The sequence below is a fragment of the Microvirga sp. 2YAF29 genome, from assembly GCF_052114605.1.
Taxonomy (GTDB): Bacteria; Pseudomonadota; Alphaproteobacteria; order Rhizobiales; family Beijerinckiaceae; genus Microvirga.
The window spans coordinates 88,937-106,473 of record NZ_JBFRFB010000008.1 but is presented as its reverse complement, the minus strand read 5'-3'; the positions used below and the strand labels follow the sequence as shown (position 1 = coordinate 106,473).

Here is a 17,537-nt window from a genome sequence, read left to right as displayed (position 1 = left end):
AAACGCCGTGAGGACGGAATGATTTCTCCCCTGAACCGTCTCCTTGAACGAGGACGGTCGTGAGGTCTTTCACAGGAGGAAAACTATGCGTGGAACGGACAGCGTAACGCTTATTACTACCATCGGATTTCTCGCCCTGGTGCCCATGGGAGGCGCACAGGCACAAAGCGCCGATACGAGCTTCTTCGTCACCAGCGTCGGCTCCGGCAAGGGTGCGGATCTCGGTGGCCTCGATGGGGCTGACCGGCATTGCCAGAATCTGGCCGAGGCCGCCGGCATTCGTGGCAAGATGTGGCGCGCCTATCTCTCGACGCAAGGGGCTAATGCCGTCAACGCCAAGGACCGCATCGGCCAAGGCCCGTGGCAGAACGCGAAAGGCGCCGTGATCGCCAAGGACGTGGCCGACCTGCACGGCGCCAACAACAACCTCAATAAGCAGACCGCGCTGACCGAGAAGGGCATGCCGGTGAAAGGCCGGGGCGATACCCCGAATGAGCATGACATGCTCACCGGATCGCAGGCCGACGGCACGGCCTTCGCAGGAGCCGAGGATCGAACCTGCGGTAACTGGACGAAGAGCGGCGCGGACGGCACCGTCATGTTGGGGCACCACGACCGCACAGGCCTGGACGAGTCGCCACCGGCCAAATCCTGGAACGCCTCACATCCGTCACGCGGCGGATGCAGCCAGGATGCGCTCAAGAGCACTGGCGGCGCGGGCCTGTTCTACTGCTTCGCGGCGAATTAGGCGGCGAAATCCACTGCCGGCATCGGGAGGCCGCGGCGCAGGCATGCGGCTTCCAACGTGTTGCGTAAGAGGCAGGCGATGGTCATGGGGCCGACACCGCCCGGAACAGGCGTGATCGCGGAGGCGACCCCAGCTGCCTCCGCATAGGCTACGTCGCCGACCACCTTGGTTTTGCCCTCGCCTGCTGCCGGATTCGGCACGCGGTTGATGCCCACATCGATCACGATGGCGCCGGGCTTCACCCAATTGCCCTTGACCATTTCAGGACGACCGACGGCAGCCACCAGAATATCGGCCTCGCGGCAGACCTGGGGGAGATCCTTCGTCTTGGAATGCGCCACCGTGACTGTGCAGCTCTGCGCGATCAGGAGCTGCGCCATCGGCTTGCCAACGATGTTGGAACGGCCCACCACCACGGCATTGAGCCCCGCCAGATCCCGGCGCACGGATTGAACGAGCAGCAGGCAACCCAAAGGCGTGCAGGAGACGAGGCCGGGAACGCCGGTCATGAGCTTGCCCGCGTTGATGGGGTGGAAGCCGTCCACGTCCTTCGCCGGATCGATGGCCTCGATCACCTTCTGCGCGTCGATCTGCTTAGGGAGAGGCAGCTGCACGAGAATGCCGTCCACCGCCGGGTCCGCATTGAGCGTTCCCACGAGCGCCAGAAGCTCCGCCTCGCTTGTCGAGGCGGGCAGCACATGCTCGAAGGAGTGCATGCCGACCTCCACCGTCTGGCGGGCCTTGTTCTTCACATAGAGCTGGCTTGCCGGATCCTCGCCGACGATGACTACCGCGAGCCCCGGCGTGAAGCCTTTGCCGGACAATTCCCGAACCGCTTTCGCGATACGGGCACGCAGGCCCTCGGCATAGGCTTTTCCGTCGATGATCGTGGCGGTCATGGCTGCGCTTGTCCTGTCAGAACGGCGATGTCTTTGGCGAGGGCGTCAGTTTCGCCGGTAATCAGAAATGTCTTCAAGCGGGCGGTCGCGCCGGCTTCGAGGGTGACAGCGGACGCCGGGCGCTTCAGCGCCTTGGCGAGAAGCCGCCTCACCCCCTCGTTGGCCGCCCCATCCTCAGGCGCGGCCCGCACGCGAACCTTCAGAACCGGCTGGCCATCCGACAGGGCATCCACCCCGTCGATGGCGTCCCGCCCGCCCCTGGGCGTCACCCGCACGCGCAACTCGAGCCCGTCAGGACGAATGCACCAGGGTGTCATGCCTATCCCTCTTAGAAGGAAACCGGGATCAGGTAATCGACGATCAGCTTCTGGATGAAGATGATGAGCAGGATCAGGATCACAGGCGAGATATCGACCCCGCCAAGATTCGGCATGATGTTACGGATCGGCCGCAGCACCGGCTCGGTCAGGGCATCCAGGAACTTCCAGATCGAGCGGACCAGCTCGCTGCGGGTATTGACCACATTGAAAGCTATGAGCCAGCTCAAGATCGCCGAGGCGACGATGACGTATGTATAGAGCTGCAGGGCGATCAGAATAACTTCAAGCAGAGCGCGCATGGGGAAACCTGTCAGGATCGGGCGTTGCTCATGTAACCTTCCAAGCGGAGCTGAACAACCCATCCGACCCGAAAACCGGCCCAACCCTCCAAAACGCTCCCCCCTCCCTCGGCCCTGAGCGATTGACAGAGAGAAGCCGGGAGGCCTAAATCGGCCCGCTTGGTCTTGAAAAAGCGACCGGGGCTGTAGCTCAGATGGGAGAGCGCTGCAATCGCACTGCAGAGGTCAGGGGTTCGATTCCCCTCAGCTCCACCAAAATTCCTTCGACCTGAAATCGCCTCTCCATTTCAGGATCTCAGCCAGCGCCCTTCGGCTCCGCTCCCTCTCTCCTCTCAGCCATGTCGCGCGTCCTGGATTTCCCGCGTTCTCTGATCGATCCAGGTCCGATCCGTTATTCCCGCGGGGTTGGTGCGGGTGGCCATGGCTTCCATGAAGGCGAGGAAACGCTCGTGAGCGACGCCGTAGAGCCGGCGCAGCTCTTCCAGGGGCTCCAGATGATCGTCCACGCGTAAGTCCAGCGCGGGGTAAAGCTCGGTGCGCCAGACCTTGAGGGCCGCCGATTGCTTGCCGCGCTTGTCGCCGCCTTCCGCCTGCCCTGCATCGAGCGCCGTCATGAGACGTTCCGCAAAGGGAAGATCCGCGTGATGCCTGAAGGCCTCCAGCGTCGCCTCGATGACGGCCGGGCCTGCGAGCATATTGCCGGCAACCGAGACTCCGTCCTCCGCGAGATGCCCGCACCAGTCCACACATTCCCGACCGGTATGGGCGACTGTGCGCCCCTCACGGTCGATGACATGGAGTTGGCGCACATCCCGTCCGGGATCGGCAGCCGTGAGAATTGCCACGATCTCTTCGGCGCTTCTCCCTTCCGCCAGCAAGCGCAGGCCATCGTGACCGTAAAGCGGATTGACGAAGGCCTGCGTCGCCAGCGCGCCCACCTGTGCGGCGCCGTAGGGGCAAAGCGCCCCGACTGCGAAGAATTTCGTGGTGACGGCGACGCCGAAGGCGCCGCTCTCAGGATCCTTGGCGATGATCGACCAGGTCACGATAAAGTCCCCTCAGCGGCCGACCGCATAGGCCTGCATCAGGCGTGGCGTGGCAGCACCGTGCAGAAGCCCGTCCTTATCGCGGCTCGCGGCCACGAGGCGGCCGACGGTCCACTCAGGAGCAACCTCGACGTCGTGACCGCGTGCGCGCAGATCACCGAGAACCTCCTCGCCGAAGCTCACCTCGGCCATGAGATGGCCGGGCTTCTGCTCGCGCGGATAGAAGGAGGATGGGAAATGCGCCGTATGCGACATCGGCAGGTCGATTGCTTCCTGCAGATTGAGCCCATGATGGGCATGGCGCAGGAACAGGAGTAACTGCCACTGCTCCTGCTGGTCGCCGCCGGGCGAACCGAAGACCATGTAGGGCTCGCCGTCCTTCTCCGCGAGCGTCGGCGTGAGCGTGGTGCGCGGGCGTTTGCCGGGTTCCAGGCTCGCCGGAAGTCCTTCTTCCAGCCAGAACATCTGGGCCCGCGAGTTGAGCATGAAGCCGAGTTCCGGAATGACGGGCGAGGATTGCAGCCAGCCGCCTGAAGGCATCGCGGCGATCATGTTGCCGAAGCGGTCGACGACGTCGATATGCACAGTGTCGCCGCGTCGCGACGAGCGCATGGAGGCGAGCGTCGGCTCGCCTCCCGAGACCTTGCGGTCCGTGGTGGAGAGATCGCGCAAGGCCGCAAGCGTGCGCTCGACCTGCGATTCATAACCGGGCACCGTGCCGGGACGCAGCTCGCGGGATGCCTTATCCGTCATCAGCTTGCGGCGTTCGTTGTTGTAGGCGTCAGAGAGAAGAGTCTCCATCGGCACGTCGACAAAATTCGGATCGCCATAATAGGCCTCGCGATCGGCGAAAGCGAGCTTCATGGCTTCCGTCAGCGTATGAATGAATTCGCCACTGGTCGGCCCCATCTTGGCAAGGTCGAATCCTTTCAACAGCGCGAGGGTCTGCAGGAACACGGGTCCCTGCCCCCAGGGCCTGATCTTGTTGACCCGGTAGTTGTGATACTCGTAAGTCTGCGGCACGTCGTAGCTGGCGGACCAGCCCGCCATGTCGTCGCCGGTGAGCACGCCGCGATGGCGTGTCCCGCTTTGGTCCATCACTTCGGTCTTGCGCACGAAGGCATCGATAGCCTCCGCCACGAAGCCCTTGTAGAAAACGCTGCGCGCGGCTTCGATCTGCGCCTCGCGGTTGGAGCCCTTCGCCTCGGCTTCGCGGATAATGCGTTTCCAGGTATCGGCAAGTTGCGGATTGCGGAAGAGAGCCTTCGGTTTCGGCGCCTCGCCACCGGGCAGGAACACGGCAGCGGATGTGGGCCATTCCGTTTTGAAGAAGTCCTTCAGATCATTGATGGTGTTGGACACGCGCGGCAGCAGCGGGTGGCCCTGCTCGGCATAATAGATGGCGGGCTCCAGCACGTCGCGCAGGGACAGCATGCCATGGTCGCGCAGCAGGAGCATCCAGGCATCGAACGCGCCGGGGATGACGGTCGCCAGCAGACCGTTGCCGGGGATGAGCTTGAGGCCTTCGTTCTTGTAATGCGCAATGGTTGCGCCCTTCGGCGCGGTGCCCTGGCCGCAGAGCACTTCCACCTTCTTGGTCTTTGCCGAATAGAACACAGCCGGCACTTCGCCGGACGGGCCGACGAGATGCGGCTCGACCACCTGCAGCACGAAGCCGGATGCAACGCAGGCATCGAAGGCGTTGCCGCCTTTCTCCAGCATCGCCATGCCGGCGGCGGATGCCAGCCAGTGAGTCGAGGTGACGATGCCGAATGTACCGAGAATCTCAGGCCGGGTCGTGAACATATGATTTTTCCGAAGTTGGCGTTACTTACTGTTCGCGAGGGTCGAGCGCATCGCGCAGACCATCGCCGAGAAGGTTGAAGCCGAGCACGATCAGGAAGATCGCGGAACCGGGGAAGATCGACATCCAGGGCGCCTGATCCATGAAGTTCTTGGCGGTATTGAGCATGGAGCCCCAGGACGGGTTGGGCGGCTGCTGACCTAGGCCGAGGAATGAGAGGCTCGCCTCGGCGATGATGGCGGTCGCGACGGTGAGCGTGCCCTGCACGAGGATGGGCGGCAGCACATTCGGCAGGATATAGCGCACGATGATCCAGAAATCGGGAAGCCCGATGGCGCGCGCGCCCTCCACGTAATCCTCCGCCTTCACGGTGAGCACCTGCCCGCGCGTGAGGCGGATGAAGATCGGCATGGCCGAGAGGCCGATGGCGATCATCGCGTTCGTGAGGCTGGGGCCCAGGAAGGCCGCAAGCGCAATGGCGAAGATCAGGAACGGAATCGCCAGCATGGCATCCGTGGCGCGCGAAATCGCGGCATCGGTCCAGCCGCCGAAATAACCCGATATAAGGCCGAAGGGCACACCGAGAACGATGGCGATGAAGACCGAGACGACACCCGCCATGATGGAGGCCCGCGCGCCCCAGAGCATGCGCGAGAAGACATCGCGGCCGAGTTCGTCCGTGCCGAACCAGAACAGGGCCGAGGGCGCCTTTCGAATGCTGGTGAAACTCGGCTTGATCGGATCGTAGGATGCGAGATACGGCCCGATGATGGCAGCCAGAATGAAGAACAGGACGATGAGGCCTCCGACCACGGCGCTCTTGTTCTTCAGGAACTTTGTGAGGACGCGGCTGCGCTTTTTCGGAAGCGCGAGATCCTCGGTGACGACGGCGGTAGCGGTCATGCGGCGTTCCTCAGGCGAGGATTGACGAGAACATAGAGCACATCGGCCAGGAGATTCATGAAGATGAAGCCGACCGCCGTGCACAGAACGACACCCTGCACCACGGCATAGTCGCGGTTGAACACCGCATCCACGATCAGCTTGCCGAAGCCGGGAATGGTGAAGATCTGCTCGGTTAACACCGCACCTGCGAGAAGCTCCCCGAAAAGAAGCGTCGAGAGAGTTACGATGGGCACGAGCGCATTGCGCAGCGCATGCTTGAGGATAATCTTGCGGGAGAGCAGGCCCTTGGCGCGGGCGGTCCGAATATAATCGGACCGCATGACGCCGAGCATGGCGCTGCGGGTGTGGCGCATGAGGCTCGCAGCAAGGCCCGTGCCGAGCACGAAGGCGGGCATCAGCATGGTCTTGATGTTGAGCCACAGGTCCTCGGTCGGCGTCACATATCCGGATGCGGGCAGCAATCCCCAGCGCACGGAGACCAGCATGATGAGCATGATGCCGAGCCAAAAATTCGGGATGGAGAGACCTGACAGCGCGACCACATTGGCGGCATAATCCACGGCGGTCCCTTTTTTCACGGCGGAGACGATGCCGGCCGGAATGCCGATGGCGAGCGCCACGATCATCGCCATGATGGCGAGTTCGATGGTCACCGGGAGCTTGCTGAGAATGAGGGTAAGCACGGGGATGTCCGTGCGCAGCGAGATTCCAAGATTCCCGGTCAGCGCCGAACCGATCCAGGCGAAGTATTGGACCGGGATCGGATCGTCCAACCGGTATTTCTCGCGAAGAAACGCGAGCACCTGCGGATCGCGCTCTTCCCCCGCCATGGTGAGGACAGGGTCGCCCGGCAGGAGTTTCTGCAAGGCAAAGACCAGCACCGACACGATGATGAGTGTCGGGATGGCGATCAGAATACGTCGTCCGATGTAGCGAAGCATCAGCGCAAATCATCCGCGAGAAGAACAGGAGGGCGTGCCCGGCAGAGAAAGCCGGGCACGCGGTTGGTTAGCCGGTTACGATCCGAGCTTTACGCCCTTCAGGCGGATCATGCCGTCCGGATAGGGCTTGAAACCCTGCATCTTCTTCGAGAGCACGAAGGGCCAGGGCTGGTAGTAGGTGTAGATGATCGGCAAGTCGTCCTTCAGGATGGCCTGCGCGGAGTCGTAGAGTTGCTTGCGCTTGGCCTCGTCGTTGATGGAGCGCGCCTCGTTGAGCAGCTTGTCCACTTCCGCATTGCAATAGCGCCCGTCGTTGAGGGCACCCTTGCAGGTCGCGAAAGCGTGGATGTTGCCATCGGGATCGACGCGGCCCGACCAGCCGATGATGTTGGCGTCGAAATTGCCGGACTGCGCTTCCTTCTGCATGGCCGCGAACTCGGTCGGGCGCAGCTTGACTTCGAAGCCCGCTTCGGCCGCCATGGCCTGCACGATCTCGGCGATCTGCTGGGTCGTGGTGCTGGTTCCGAAGGTGAGTTCGAACTGCACCTTCTCGACCCCCGCTTCCTTCAGAAGCTGCTTCGCCTTCGCTACGTCGCGCTTGCCTGCCGCGAACTTCGGATTGTTATAGGGGCTCGCCTCAGGGAAGGGCTGACCCGCGGGCGGGTAGATCCCGGCGCCCACGACCTCGTTGATCACGTTGCGATCGATGGACAATTCGAGTGCCTGACGCACGCGCTTGTCCTGACCGAGCGGGGTCTTCGCACGCTCGCCGTTATTGGTGTTGATCGTGATGCCCTGATAGCCGATGCCCGTGACGGGCGCGAAGACGAGATTGGCATCGCTCTTGGCGGAGGGCACGTCGCTCGGTGCAAGGCGCTCGAGCATGTCGAGATTGCCCGATTTGAGGTTCGCAAGGCGCACGGTCGTGTCCGGGATCGGCTGGAAGACCACGCGATCGAAATTGAAGTTCTTCGCGTCCCAATGCTCCTTGAAGCGCTCGAGAACGATACGGTCGTTCTGCACACGTTCGACGAACTTGTAAGGGCCGGAGCAGACCGGCTTCTGGGCGAAATCGGCGGAAGTCATGGCCTTCGGCGACAGGATCATGCCGGCGCGGTCGGAGAGCTGCGAGAGCAGGGTCGCATCCGGACGCGAGAGATTGACCTTCACCGTCAAGTCGTCGACTACATCGACGCTTTCAACCGAAGTCAGCTCGCTCTTGCGCAACGAGTCCGGCAGGGTGCGCGCACGGTCGAGATTGGCCTTCACGGCGGCCGCATCCATCTTCTCGCCGTCATGGAACGTGACGCCCGGGCGCAGCTTGAAGGTGAGCGCTTTGCCGTCGTCGCTCCAGCTCCACTCGGTGGCAAGCTCGGGCGTGAACTTCAGGTCGGGGGTAATGTCCACGAGCTTGTTGCACAGCGAGGTGAACACGATGCGGCCGACGAAGGTGCGTGCGCGATGCGGATCGAGCACGTCCGGATCTTCGTTCAGGCCGATGCGAAGGGTTTGCGCGGAGGCGGCAGTGCTCACGAGGAGCCCAGCCGCCACGGCCAGGAGCAGTCTTTTCTTCATTCCTTAGTCCTCCAAGTTTCCTCTGGATTTATTTCACTTGGTTCAGGGGCCCGCCGTGACGGGCTTGTCCTGCCTGTCACGCCAAGTTCGATAGAGCGCCAGACGCTTGGAAAGCGCTGCGCTTTGAGAAGGCGCGCGGATGGAACCCGCGCCCGCATTTTGAATTTCGCGCCAGAAATGGCACGCGACCCTGCGCCCGTCGGATGCGGTTTCCAGCGCTGGATGCTGCTCCTTGCAGAACGGCCTGACATGCGGGCAGCGTGTATGAAAGCGGCAGCCCGAGGGCGGAGCTGCCGGGCTTGGCACATCGCCTTGCAAGAGCGCCTTCGACTGGCGGTTCACGGGGCTCGGAGACGGGATCGCCGCGAGCAGAGCCTGGGTATAGGGATGAAGCGGATCGTCGAAGAGCGCATCCGTCTCCGACAATTCGACGATCTCGCCCAGATACATCACGGCCACACGGTCGCTCATGTGGCGGATGACGGCGAGATCGTGCGCCACGATCACGAGTGTCAGGCCGAAGCGTTCCTTCAGGTCTTCCAGAAGATTGATGATCTGCGCCTGGATCGACACGTCGAGAGCGGAGACCGGCTCGTCGCCGATGATCAGCTTGGGTTCGCCGGCAAGCGCGCGGGCAATGCCGATGCGTTGACGCTGACCGCCGGAAAACTCGTGCGGATACCTGTCCGTATGCGTGGGCAGAAGTCCCACGATGCGCATGAGATCGGCCACGCGCTCACGCTTTTCCTTGCCGGCGGCAAGGTTGTGCAGCCAGATCGGCTCGGCGATGATATCGCCCACATTCATCCGCGGGTTGAGAGAGGCGAAGGGATCCTGGAAAATGATCTGCAATTCGCGGCGCAACTTGCGCAGCTCGCTCTTGTTGAGCGTGAGGATCGACCGTCCCTCGTAGCGCACATCGCCGCCCGTGGGCTCGATGAGGCGAAGAAGCAACCGGCCGAGGGTCGACTTGCCGCAACCGGATTCGCCCACGATGGCGAAGGTTTCGCCGCGCTGGACGCCCAGGGAAACGCCATCGACCGCACGTACCACGGTCGGCGAGGACAGCAAGCCGCCTCCGCCGAAATGCTTCTTCAGATCGATGCCTTCGAGAATGATGTCGTTGGTCACAGGCATCACGCTCATCAGGCAACTCCACGATGCTGTTCGAGCGGCGCGTACCAGCATCGCGCGCGATGGCCGGGATTGATCTCGGCAAGCGGCGGCGGATCGTTTGCGCAGCGAGTGTCGGAGAAGGGGCAGCGGGGCGTGAACCGGCAGCCTTTCGGCATCAGCTCAGCCGGGGGCACCGAACCGCGGATCGTGGCGAGCCGTCCCTGACGGCGTCCGAGGGACGGCACGGAGCCCATGAGCCCGATCGTATAGGGATGCTGCGGATCCTCGAAGATCGCCTCGACGGAGCCGGTTTCGACCACGCGCCCCGCATACATGACGGCCACCTCGTCCGCGACCTCGGCCACAACGCCGAGATCATGGGTGATGAGGATCATGGCCGTGCCCGTCTCCTCCTGCAGGCGTCGGATCAGCATCAGGATCTGCGCCTGGATGGTCACGTCGAGCGCCGTGGTCGGCTCGTCGGCGATAAGAAGCTGCGGATCGTTGGCAAGGGCCATGGCGATCATCACACGCTGGCGCATGCCGCCCGACATCTCATGCGGATAGGCGCGAAGCCGTTTCTCGGGCGCGGGGATGCGCACCTTTTTCAGCATGTCGAGCGCGCGTTCCATGGCCTCGACCTTGGAAACCTTCTTGTGACGCACGATGCCTTCCGCGATCTGATCGCCGACGGTGAAGGCGGGATTGAGCGACGTCATGGGCTCTTGGAAGATCATCGCCATGCGGTCGCCGCGCAGATCCGCCCGCTCGCGCTCGGAGAGGGTCAGCAGATCCTGTCCGCCGAAGATAGCAGAACCTCCGACGATACGCGCCGGAGGGGTCGGCAGAAGGCCCATGAGCGCCAGCGACGTCACGCTCTTGCCGCAACCGGATTCGCCGACGATGCAGAGCGTCTTGCCTTTGCTCACCGAGAAGGACACATCATCGACCACATTGATGTTCTTCGGCGAGCCGTCGAACCGAACCGACAATCCCTGCACGCTGAGCAGCGGCTCTTCGGATGACGGCGCAATATGGCTGGAATGCTCGGCGTGTCTCACCTGCTGGACCGCTTCATGTCCCATGTCGAATGTCTTCCTTCGTCTCGTCGAGCATCGCGCGCATCGAGCTCACTTCGTCGATCCGCTCGGATCGCGGATGGGTCATGACTCTCACCAAATTGTCCCGCACGAATTCCAGATGCTCACGCATGGCCAATTCCGCCGCGTGCCCGTTTCGCTGAGCGATGGCTGAGACTACTTGCCGGTGCTGGTTCACGTAAATCCGCTGACGTTCCTCGGACCGTGCCCGCTCACGCATCAGGCGCCATGTCACGTCCTGACGGATCTGATCGACCATGCCGAAGATCGCCAGGAGAAGGCTGTTGCCTGCGGCTTCCGCGATGGCGCGGTGCAGGGCGCTATCCCAAAGCTCGCGGGAATCGGCGTCAACTGTAATCGCGGTCTTGTCGGCGAGCCGATCGAGGCGCTCGATATCTCCGTTTGTGGCATGCAGGGCCGCGAGCCGGGCGAGAGCCGGCTCGATTGCCAAACGCACGTCCATTATTTCCAGAGGATGCGTCCGCTTCGACAATTCGTCGAGGCTCGACTGGTGCTGGACAGGCCGGGATCCGACGAAGGTGCCCTTACCCTGATGCCGCCAGATACGTCCTTCGGCTTCCAGCACCTCAAGAGCCCGGCGCAAGGCGCGCCGCCCGATGCCGATCTCAGCCGCGAGGGACCGCTCTGACGGAAGCCGCTGATCCTGGGAGAACGAGCCTTCCTCCAGGAGCGCGCGCAGCCGTTCGAGAGCGACACTCGAACTGTCCGACAGGGTATCAAGCGGTGCCACTCGGCAAGGCTCCTCCATGAACCAATCATGTTGTCTCAAGCTCGGATTGTAGAACTTTCGTTCGTCCTCTCGTGCCTTAGCGCAAGCATGCTAGACCAGCATGAAACCAATTGCCAATTGGTTTCATGCTGGTTCATTAGTTGAATACGGGATTGAACTGGAGGCCCGGTTCGCGGCATCCGTCGCTGCTTTCAGTGCGATCCTACAGCTTATGAGAGCAATGAAGACCGCCCGCCAGTGCATGACGCAAGAGCGGCTGTAGATCGGCTACAGCCGCCCCCGCTTCGCAACCGGGTGAACTTTCTTAAGCCTCCCGCGCGCCGAAGAGGCCGTGCATCGCTATCGGGCGGAACCGCTGCTTCAGTTCTCGTAGGCCGGGGCGGCCGGCATCCGTCGAGTCGTTGAAGCGGATGAGGCCGGGGAACTCGTCCATGAGGCGGTAGCGCAGGAGATGGGGGAGACCGCGAAAGTCATTGTCGGTGATGCAGAGGAAGTTGCATCCCATGGTGCCGGTGACGGACCCCGAGAAAGCGAAGCCGCGCACCTCTCCATTCACCTCGACGACCAGCCCGTTGAGCAGGGATTGCGGGAAACGGTCGGCCATTTCCAGGCAGGCGATCGTGTAGCTGTATCCGTTGGCCTTCATGCCGGTGGCGACGAGCCGATCCCACCAATCCTCCACGAGGGCGATGCAGGCCTTCCGATCCTTGGAGGTGTAGTGCCGCGTTTCAACCTGGCCCGGCTTCCTGGCGCGAGAGAGTTCCTGACGAAGGCTTCGGAAACCAGGGCCCTCCAGCGCCATGACTGCTGCGCGGTCGAAGATGAACTCTTCTTCCTTGAAGAAGATCTCGAAGCCTGCCCGTGCGACGGGAATGACATCGCTCTCCTGCACCCAGACGATCCGGCCCGACCGACTGCCATTGAAATCCTGCATCCGCTCCTGGGCATGGCGAAGCGCGGCGAGACTGAACGGGAAAGGGGGAAGATAGAGGCTCAGTCGCAAGCGGCGCTGCCCCTGCCGCAGCAGGTAAATCAGAACGGAGCCTTCGACTTGCTCAAAGAGCAGGGCCTGCTTCTTGACGTGATTGCCGAAGAGATTGAGGAAAGGAAAGTAGTGCAGATGCGAGGTGATCGGATTGTTCTCGACTGCGTCTGAAAAGACCTTGTGATCCTCGACATTGATTGCTGAGAGGCCAGAGAGTTCATCAGGGATACTGAGCATGTACAGCGCCTTTTAATCCCTAAGCAATCTCGGATGACGATCACCGGGAGTTCTCCACGGCAGGGGCCTGCCATGCCGATTGGGTTCCGATGACGTTTGCCTGTCATGCATCTGACGGCTCCGGGCTTAGGATCGATGCGGACGATCTTGTATCAAGTCATGATCTTACGCCTTGGAAATTTTGGGGAACCCGGTGGCAGCTCACGAGTAGCACTGCAAATGAATACCAGTGAACGGCTCGACAACCGCTTCGTGTCCTGTCGGCTGTTCTACAAATGCTAGCCTGAGGATTTGGCTCCTTTGAGGCAGGGACGGATACCTCTTCCGTCGAAGCGACGAGACGCCGCAAGCTGCAACATTTTTGAGCAACCGCTCCGCATCAGTGGCGACATCGCCATTCTCTTCTCGAGGAAAACCTTGGAACAGCGAAGGCATCACCTTTGTTGATGGTGATGCCACGGTTTTCCCGTGTTCCCCTCAAAGGTATCACCCATGCCGACAGCCATCGCCATCGAAGCCAAGCCTCTCGAATTTCAAAGCATCAACCCGGGCTTTTATCATCTCTATCTCATCAAGACACAGACCGATGACGCCGGTAACGTAATTTCGGAGAAGGTGATCCGCGGGACTCTCGGCGATGGGGGCAAGCTGGAGACCCTGGCGAACGCGAATCTCTCCACATCGCCCGATGCCCGTGGTTCGGATACCCTTGTCAACCGGCATCACAGGGAGCTCGACCTCGGCGGCCGCAATGCCGATGATGTGTGGAAGGTCATGGTAAAGCACGCTCAGAATATCGACCATGCCAACCTGGATTACAGCATCGACATTTTCGGGAATTTTCGTGGCGACGACCTCAACAGCAATTCAGTCGTAGCATCGGTCATGAATTCGGTGGGCATCGATTGGTCAGCCAACTACCCGTGGGGCATTAGCCGGTCGGAAGCTCCGCTCTTTGGACAGCTCGCCTATATGAAGGTGGATGACGGCATAAACGGAACGCCCCGAAACGACATCATCAAGGGCGGAGAAGGAAACGACAAGCTGTATGCCGGCGCCGGCAACGACCGTATGACCGGTGGTAGAGGTGATGATCTTCTCTCGGGCGGCTCTGGTGCCGATAACATGCATGGGGGCGCGGGGCAGGATGCGTTCTTGTTCAACACGAAACCCAATGGCACAACCAATCTCGATACAATCCGCGACTTCTCCGTGGCCGATGACACGGTTTGGCTGGAGAGCAACGTCTTCACCGAGGCCGGTCCGGAGGGCCGCCTGATATCTTCGCATTTCTGGAAGGGAACAGCCGCCCACGATTCCACGGATCGTATCATCTATGACTCGGCCGGAGGTTTTCTCTATTACGATCCCGACGGCATTGGCGCGGCGGAGCAGGTCGCGATCACTAAAATTTCCACCGGCCTCAGGCTGACCAACGACGATTTCCGCATCGTTTAGTGGGAGGGCGAGGCGCCGCTCGGCTCCTTGCCTATTCTCGCTCTGAAGGCAGGGGACGCGTGGCGATATAGAGCGCCACGCTGCCCATGATTGACGCTAAAATGAAGGGCAGATATCGGCTCTCGATCAGCCTGATGCTGATCAAGTAGCAAATCAGGAGCGATGAAAGGGCCAGCACTTTCGCCCGCCGAGAGATAGCGCCCTGGTCGCGCCACGCGGTGAGATGCGCACCGAACCGACGGTGCTCATAGAGCCTCGCCGCTAGTGCCGGATTGGAGCGCGCGAAACACCAGGCCGCGAGAATGAGGAAAGGCGTCGTCGGCAGCAGCGGAAGCGCGATGCCGATCACACCGAGCGTCAGGCTGAGATAGCCGAGGGTCAGATGAACGCGACGCATGGAATTGATCCGTTGAGGCTGGCTCTCATGAGAGGCGTATAGCAGCCGAACGGGGATGAGGCGACAGATCCCTTCCGATCAGGACAGGCCGTAACCGAGGTCGAAAACCATCATCAGTTCTCCCGACGCGTCCGTGACCTCCAATCTCCAACCCGCCCAATCCTCATCCGTGGTATCGTCTTCGGACCGCAACTCTTCGATAGCCATCAATGCCTGCGTTTTCGCGTGGCTGAGGCTTGCTACCTCGACGCCTTCACTGTCCGGGATCTTTCCCATGCTGCTGACCAAATGAAAATAGTATCGCATGGCGCGGCTCGCTTCTGCAGCCTGTATTACTTGCATCTTTGCCGCCGCTCTCAAACGTTCGATGTTTTCATCGGGAAGCCAGCATGTCGGTAGATTAGTTCAAGAGTGAACCAAGTCAAAAAAGTGGGCAGAGCCTCATGGCTCCGCCCACACATTTTTCATCGCGCCGATACTCTGCCGACGAACTGACAAAGCGCTGTCAGGTCGTTTTCGAAGTTACCTGGCGATGCCAGCACCCCAGCGCAACTCCGCCGAAGCTTCTGCTGCTCATCGCTGCTCATGGACCGCCATGCCGCCGCGACGTTCGGGTTCGAGCCTGGATTCATGCCGGGATTCTGCCCGGGATTCTGTGCGCCGGGGCTCGGATTGTTGGGGCCTGGGCGACCGGTATTGCCGCCAACCGTACCGCCACCGACACCTCCGATGATGCCGCCGCCTCCGCCGTTATTGTTGCCGTTTCCGGGAGTGCCGCCTCCATTGGAGCCGCCACCGACACCGATGCCCACGCCGACATCGACGCCGTTCGAGCCACCGACATTCGCGCCGATTCCGGTATTCACCCCGTTAGAACCGCCGATACCGACATTGCCGGTCGCCGAGATGCCGTCGGATCCTCCGACATTGGCACCCAGGCCGGCACTTACGCCGCGCGAGCCGCCCACGTTGGCCCCGACACCGGCGGTAACGCCCTGTGATCCACCGGCGTTGGCACCAACGCCGGCATCGATGCCACGCGATCCGCCGACATTGGCTCCGGCACCTGCGTTCACACCGTCGGAACCACCGACACTGGCTCCCAGCCCGGCACCCACGCCCGTCGAGCCGCCGACATTCGCGCCGAGGCCCGCATTCACTCCGTTAGCATCGCCGACACTCGCCCCGACGCCAACGCCGAGACCATCGGATCCACCAACACCTAGTCCGGCATTGATGCCTCCAAGACTGAGACCGATGCCGAGGCCGCCATTATCGCTTCGGCCCGGTCGATCGCCGCCATCTCCACCCCTCGATTGGGCATCAGCCGGGGCGGACAAAGTACAGGCAAGCATCAATACTGCAGCACTGCAGATAACTTCATAGCGTCTTCTACGCAGAGACATCACCCACTCTCCTCAAGGCGACGAACAACCCCCGTGCTATGAAGATGCAAATTTATCGTAGGTTGTTCCGAAAATTGTCTCGGAATAGGTAATTATTTTGGATTAGTTATTATACAACATGTAAATAGAATTATTTTATTTCGTTTATTAAGTTACATTACAAGATTTCGTACAATGAATATCATTTACACTAGCATTCTAACCTTTGCCGCAATACCCGCTCTGATTGCGGAGGCGACCCTTTCCACGCCGGGTTCATGAAGCGAGAAGCGCTTCGATCCCGGCCGCGATCTCAAGCAAGCGTCGATCCGAACCATGCCGGGCCACCAGCATCAGGCCGACAGGCCGCTCGCAATGCGGCAAAGGCAGGGATACGGATGTCAGGTCGAATTGATTGGCCATCTGCGTGTTGCGCAGGATCAGCCTGTCGGCGTCGTTGTAGAGAACCTCATCGGCTTCGAGCGGCGCCATCAGGGGGGCCGTGATCGCCGTCGTCGGCAGGGCCAGGACATCCACGACGGCAAGGCGCCGGTCCATCGCTTCGATCAGGGAGCGGCGACGGCGCATCATGCGCAGGTAGATATGGGCCGGAACGGCACTGCTGCGCACCAGCCAATGATGGACACGCGGATCGATATCCTCCGCGCGCGTCGTGAGCCAGTCCGCATGAATCTCAGCGGCTTCGATGGCTGCGATGGAGGCATGAAGCGTGGCTTCCCGCATGGCCCGAAGGAGATCGTCGATGTCGTGATCCACGATCCGTGCGCCGGTTCTGCCAAGAAGACCGAGTGTCTTCTCGAATGCGATCTCCACCATTCCTTCGGTCTCGGCGAACAGGCGCCCGCGTGGAACACCGATCCGCAACCCGGCCAGCGGATAAGGATCAAGGATATGAGGCTCCTCCCCCGCCATCACCGCGTCAGCAAGGGCGCAATGCTGTACGTTGCGCGCCAGCGGCCCGATGGAGTCGAGGCTCGGCGCGAGGGGGAAAGCGCCGTCGAGCGGCACGCGGCGAGCCGTCGGCTTGAACCCGACGACGCCGTTGAACGCAGCGGGAATGCGTACCGATCCGCCCGTATCGCTGCCGATAGCGATCTCGCTCGTGCCTTCCGCGACGGACACGCCCGCACCCGACGACGACCCGCCGGGGATGCGCGCCGGGTCGACCGCATTGCCGGGCGTGCCGTAATTAGGATTGAGTCCAAGACCGGAAAAGGCGAATTCCACCATGCCGGTCTTGCCGAGGATCACGGCGCCTGCCTGCCGCAGCCGGCTCACTATGGCGGCATCTTTGGCGGCAGGTGGAGCATCGCGCAGAACGATGGAGCCGGCCGTCGTCACTTCGCCTGCCACATCGAAGAGATCCTTGATGGATACCAGCATGCCGTCGAGCGGCCCAAGTGACACGCCGGCCAGCCTACGGTCATCGGCGGCATCGGCCGCGGCGCGGGCAGCCTCGGGATAAAGCCCCATGAAGACGCGCTCGTCCTCTGCGCGCGCAGCAAGCCGCGCCAGGACCATCTCCAGTTTGTCGCGTGTCGTCGTCATG

General features: G+C 61.7%; 18 protein-coding genes and 1 tRNA gene. 3 read left to right on the top strand and 16 right to left on the bottom strand.

The window, feature by feature from the left end; all coding sequences use genetic code 11:
- The first annotated feature begins 145 nt into the window (after nt 1-145).
- Nucleotides 146-748: a hypothetical protein gene (locus tag AB4Y85_RS12575; RefSeq protein ID WP_441985345.1), complete on the top strand. Its 603-nt coding sequence runs from the start codon at nt 146-148 to the stop codon at nt 746-748.
- Here the strand turns inward: AB4Y85_RS12575 and folD are convergent.
- The 3 genes from folD to AB4Y85_RS12560 are packed head-to-tail and all read right to left on the bottom strand — an operon-like array spanning nt 745 to nt 2,266.
- Nucleotides 745-1,647, bottom strand: a complete 903-nt coding sequence (folD, locus tag AB4Y85_RS12570; RefSeq protein ID WP_441985239.1) for a bifunctional methylenetetrahydrofolate dehydrogenase/methenyltetrahydrofolate cyclohydrolase FolD — start codon at nt 1,645-1,647, stop codon at nt 745-747. The genes AB4Y85_RS12575 and folD overlap by 4 nt on opposite strands.
- Nucleotides 1,644-1,964: a DUF167 family protein gene (locus AB4Y85_RS12565; RefSeq protein ID WP_441985238.1), complete on the bottom strand. Its 321-nt coding sequence runs from the start codon at nt 1,962-1,964 to the stop codon at nt 1,644-1,646. Before AB4Y85_RS12565 ends, folD begins: the two co-directional genes overlap by 4 nt.
- A gap of 11 nt (nt 1,965-1,975) precedes the next feature.
- Nucleotides 1,976-2,266 carry a YggT family protein gene (locus AB4Y85_RS12560; protein ID WP_441985237.1) on the bottom strand — a complete coding sequence of 97 codons (291 nt, stop codon included), beginning with the start codon at nt 2,264-2,266 and terminating at the stop codon, nt 1,976-1,978.
- A 179-nt stretch (nt 2,267-2,445) separates the two neighbouring features.
- Between AB4Y85_RS12560 and AB4Y85_RS12555 the strand changes: the two genes are divergently transcribed.
- A tRNA-Ala gene (locus AB4Y85_RS12555) sits at nt 2,446-2,521 on the top strand.
- Nucleotides 2,522-2,598: 77 nt separating this feature from the next.
- Here the strand turns inward: AB4Y85_RS12555 and AB4Y85_RS12550 are convergent.
- The 9 genes from AB4Y85_RS12550 to AB4Y85_RS12510 all read right to left on the bottom strand — a co-directional run bounded on the left by AB4Y85_RS12550 (nt 2,599) and on the right by AB4Y85_RS12510 (nt 12,727).
- Nucleotides 2,599-3,312, bottom strand: a complete 714-nt coding sequence (locus AB4Y85_RS12550) for a DUF1028 domain-containing protein (RefSeq protein WP_441985236.1) — start codon at nt 3,310-3,312, stop codon at nt 2,599-2,601.
- Between the two features lie 12 nt (nt 3,313-3,324).
- On the bottom strand, nt 3,325-5,118 hold the full coding sequence (locus tag AB4Y85_RS12545) for a gamma-glutamyltransferase family protein (protein WP_441985235.1): 1,794 nt from the start codon (nt 5,116-5,118) through the stop codon (nt 3,325-3,327).
- A gap of 25 nt (nt 5,119-5,143) precedes the next feature.
- Nucleotides 5,144-6,019, bottom strand: coding sequence for an ABC transporter permease (locus tag AB4Y85_RS12540; protein ID WP_441985234.1), 876 nt, complete (start codon nt 6,017-6,019; stop codon nt 5,144-5,146).
- The gene (locus AB4Y85_RS12535) at nt 6,016-6,963 is read right to left on the bottom strand and encodes an ABC transporter permease (protein WP_441985233.1); all 948 of its coding nucleotides are present in this window, start codon (nt 6,961-6,963) and stop codon (nt 6,016-6,018) included. Before AB4Y85_RS12535 ends, AB4Y85_RS12540 begins: the two co-directional genes overlap by 4 nt.
- Nucleotides 6,964-7,038: 75 nt before the next feature.
- Entirely contained in the window at nt 7,039-8,538 is a 1,500-nt protein-coding gene (locus AB4Y85_RS12530; RefSeq protein ID WP_441985232.1) for an ABC transporter substrate-binding protein, read from the bottom strand.
- A 42-nt stretch (nt 8,539-8,580) separates the two neighbouring features.
- Nucleotides 8,581-9,684, bottom strand: coding sequence for an ABC transporter ATP-binding protein (locus AB4Y85_RS12525; protein ID WP_441985231.1), 1,104 nt, complete (start codon nt 9,682-9,684; stop codon nt 8,581-8,583).
- Complete coding sequence (locus AB4Y85_RS12520) at nt 9,684-10,739, bottom strand: ABC transporter ATP-binding protein (RefSeq protein WP_441985230.1); 1,056 nt, start codon at nt 10,737-10,739, stop codon at nt 9,684-9,686. The genes AB4Y85_RS12525 and AB4Y85_RS12520 overlap by 1 nt, the downstream gene beginning before the upstream one ends.
- Nucleotides 10,729-11,505, bottom strand: a complete 777-nt coding sequence (locus AB4Y85_RS12515) for a FadR/GntR family transcriptional regulator (protein WP_441985229.1) — start codon at nt 11,503-11,505, stop codon at nt 10,729-10,731. The genes AB4Y85_RS12520 and AB4Y85_RS12515 overlap by 11 nt, the downstream gene beginning before the upstream one ends.
- Before the next feature lie 304 nt (nt 11,506-11,809).
- Nucleotides 11,810-12,727, bottom strand: a complete 918-nt coding sequence (locus tag AB4Y85_RS12510; protein WP_441985228.1) for a phosphatidylglycerol lysyltransferase domain-containing protein — start codon at nt 12,725-12,727, stop codon at nt 11,810-11,812.
- A 492-nt stretch (nt 12,728-13,219) separates the two neighbouring features.
- On the opposite strand from AB4Y85_RS12510, the gene AB4Y85_RS12505 reads away from it, so the two are divergent.
- Entirely contained in the window at nt 13,220-14,185 is a 966-nt protein-coding gene (locus tag AB4Y85_RS12505) for a calcium-binding protein (protein ID WP_441985227.1), read from the top strand.
- Nucleotides 14,186-14,216: 31 nt separating this feature from the next.
- Here AB4Y85_RS12505 and AB4Y85_RS12500 read toward each other — a convergent pair whose 3' ends face one another.
- From AB4Y85_RS12500 to AB4Y85_RS12485, 4 genes are all read right to left on the bottom strand, one after another.
- A complete protein-coding gene (locus tag AB4Y85_RS12500; RefSeq protein ID WP_441985226.1) occupies nt 14,217-14,582 on the bottom strand; it encodes a YbaN family protein in 366 nt (121 codons plus the stop codon).
- 78 nt (nt 14,583-14,660) lie between these two features.
- Nucleotides 14,661-14,888 carry a DUF6894 family protein gene (locus AB4Y85_RS12495; RefSeq protein WP_441985225.1) on the bottom strand — a complete coding sequence of 76 codons (228 nt, stop codon included), beginning with the start codon at nt 14,886-14,888 and terminating at the stop codon, nt 14,661-14,663.
- A 158-nt stretch (nt 14,889-15,046) separates the two neighbouring features.
- The gene (locus AB4Y85_RS12490; protein ID WP_441985224.1) at nt 15,047-15,937 is read right to left on the bottom strand and encodes a hypothetical protein; all 891 of its coding nucleotides are present in this window, start codon (nt 15,935-15,937) and stop codon (nt 15,047-15,049) included.
- Nucleotides 15,938-16,243: 306 nt separating this feature from the next.
- Nucleotides 16,244-17,536: an amidase gene (locus AB4Y85_RS12485; RefSeq protein ID WP_441985223.1), complete on the bottom strand. Its 1,293-nt coding sequence runs from the start codon at nt 17,534-17,536 to the stop codon at nt 16,244-16,246.
- Nucleotide 17,537: the final 1 nt, after the last annotated feature.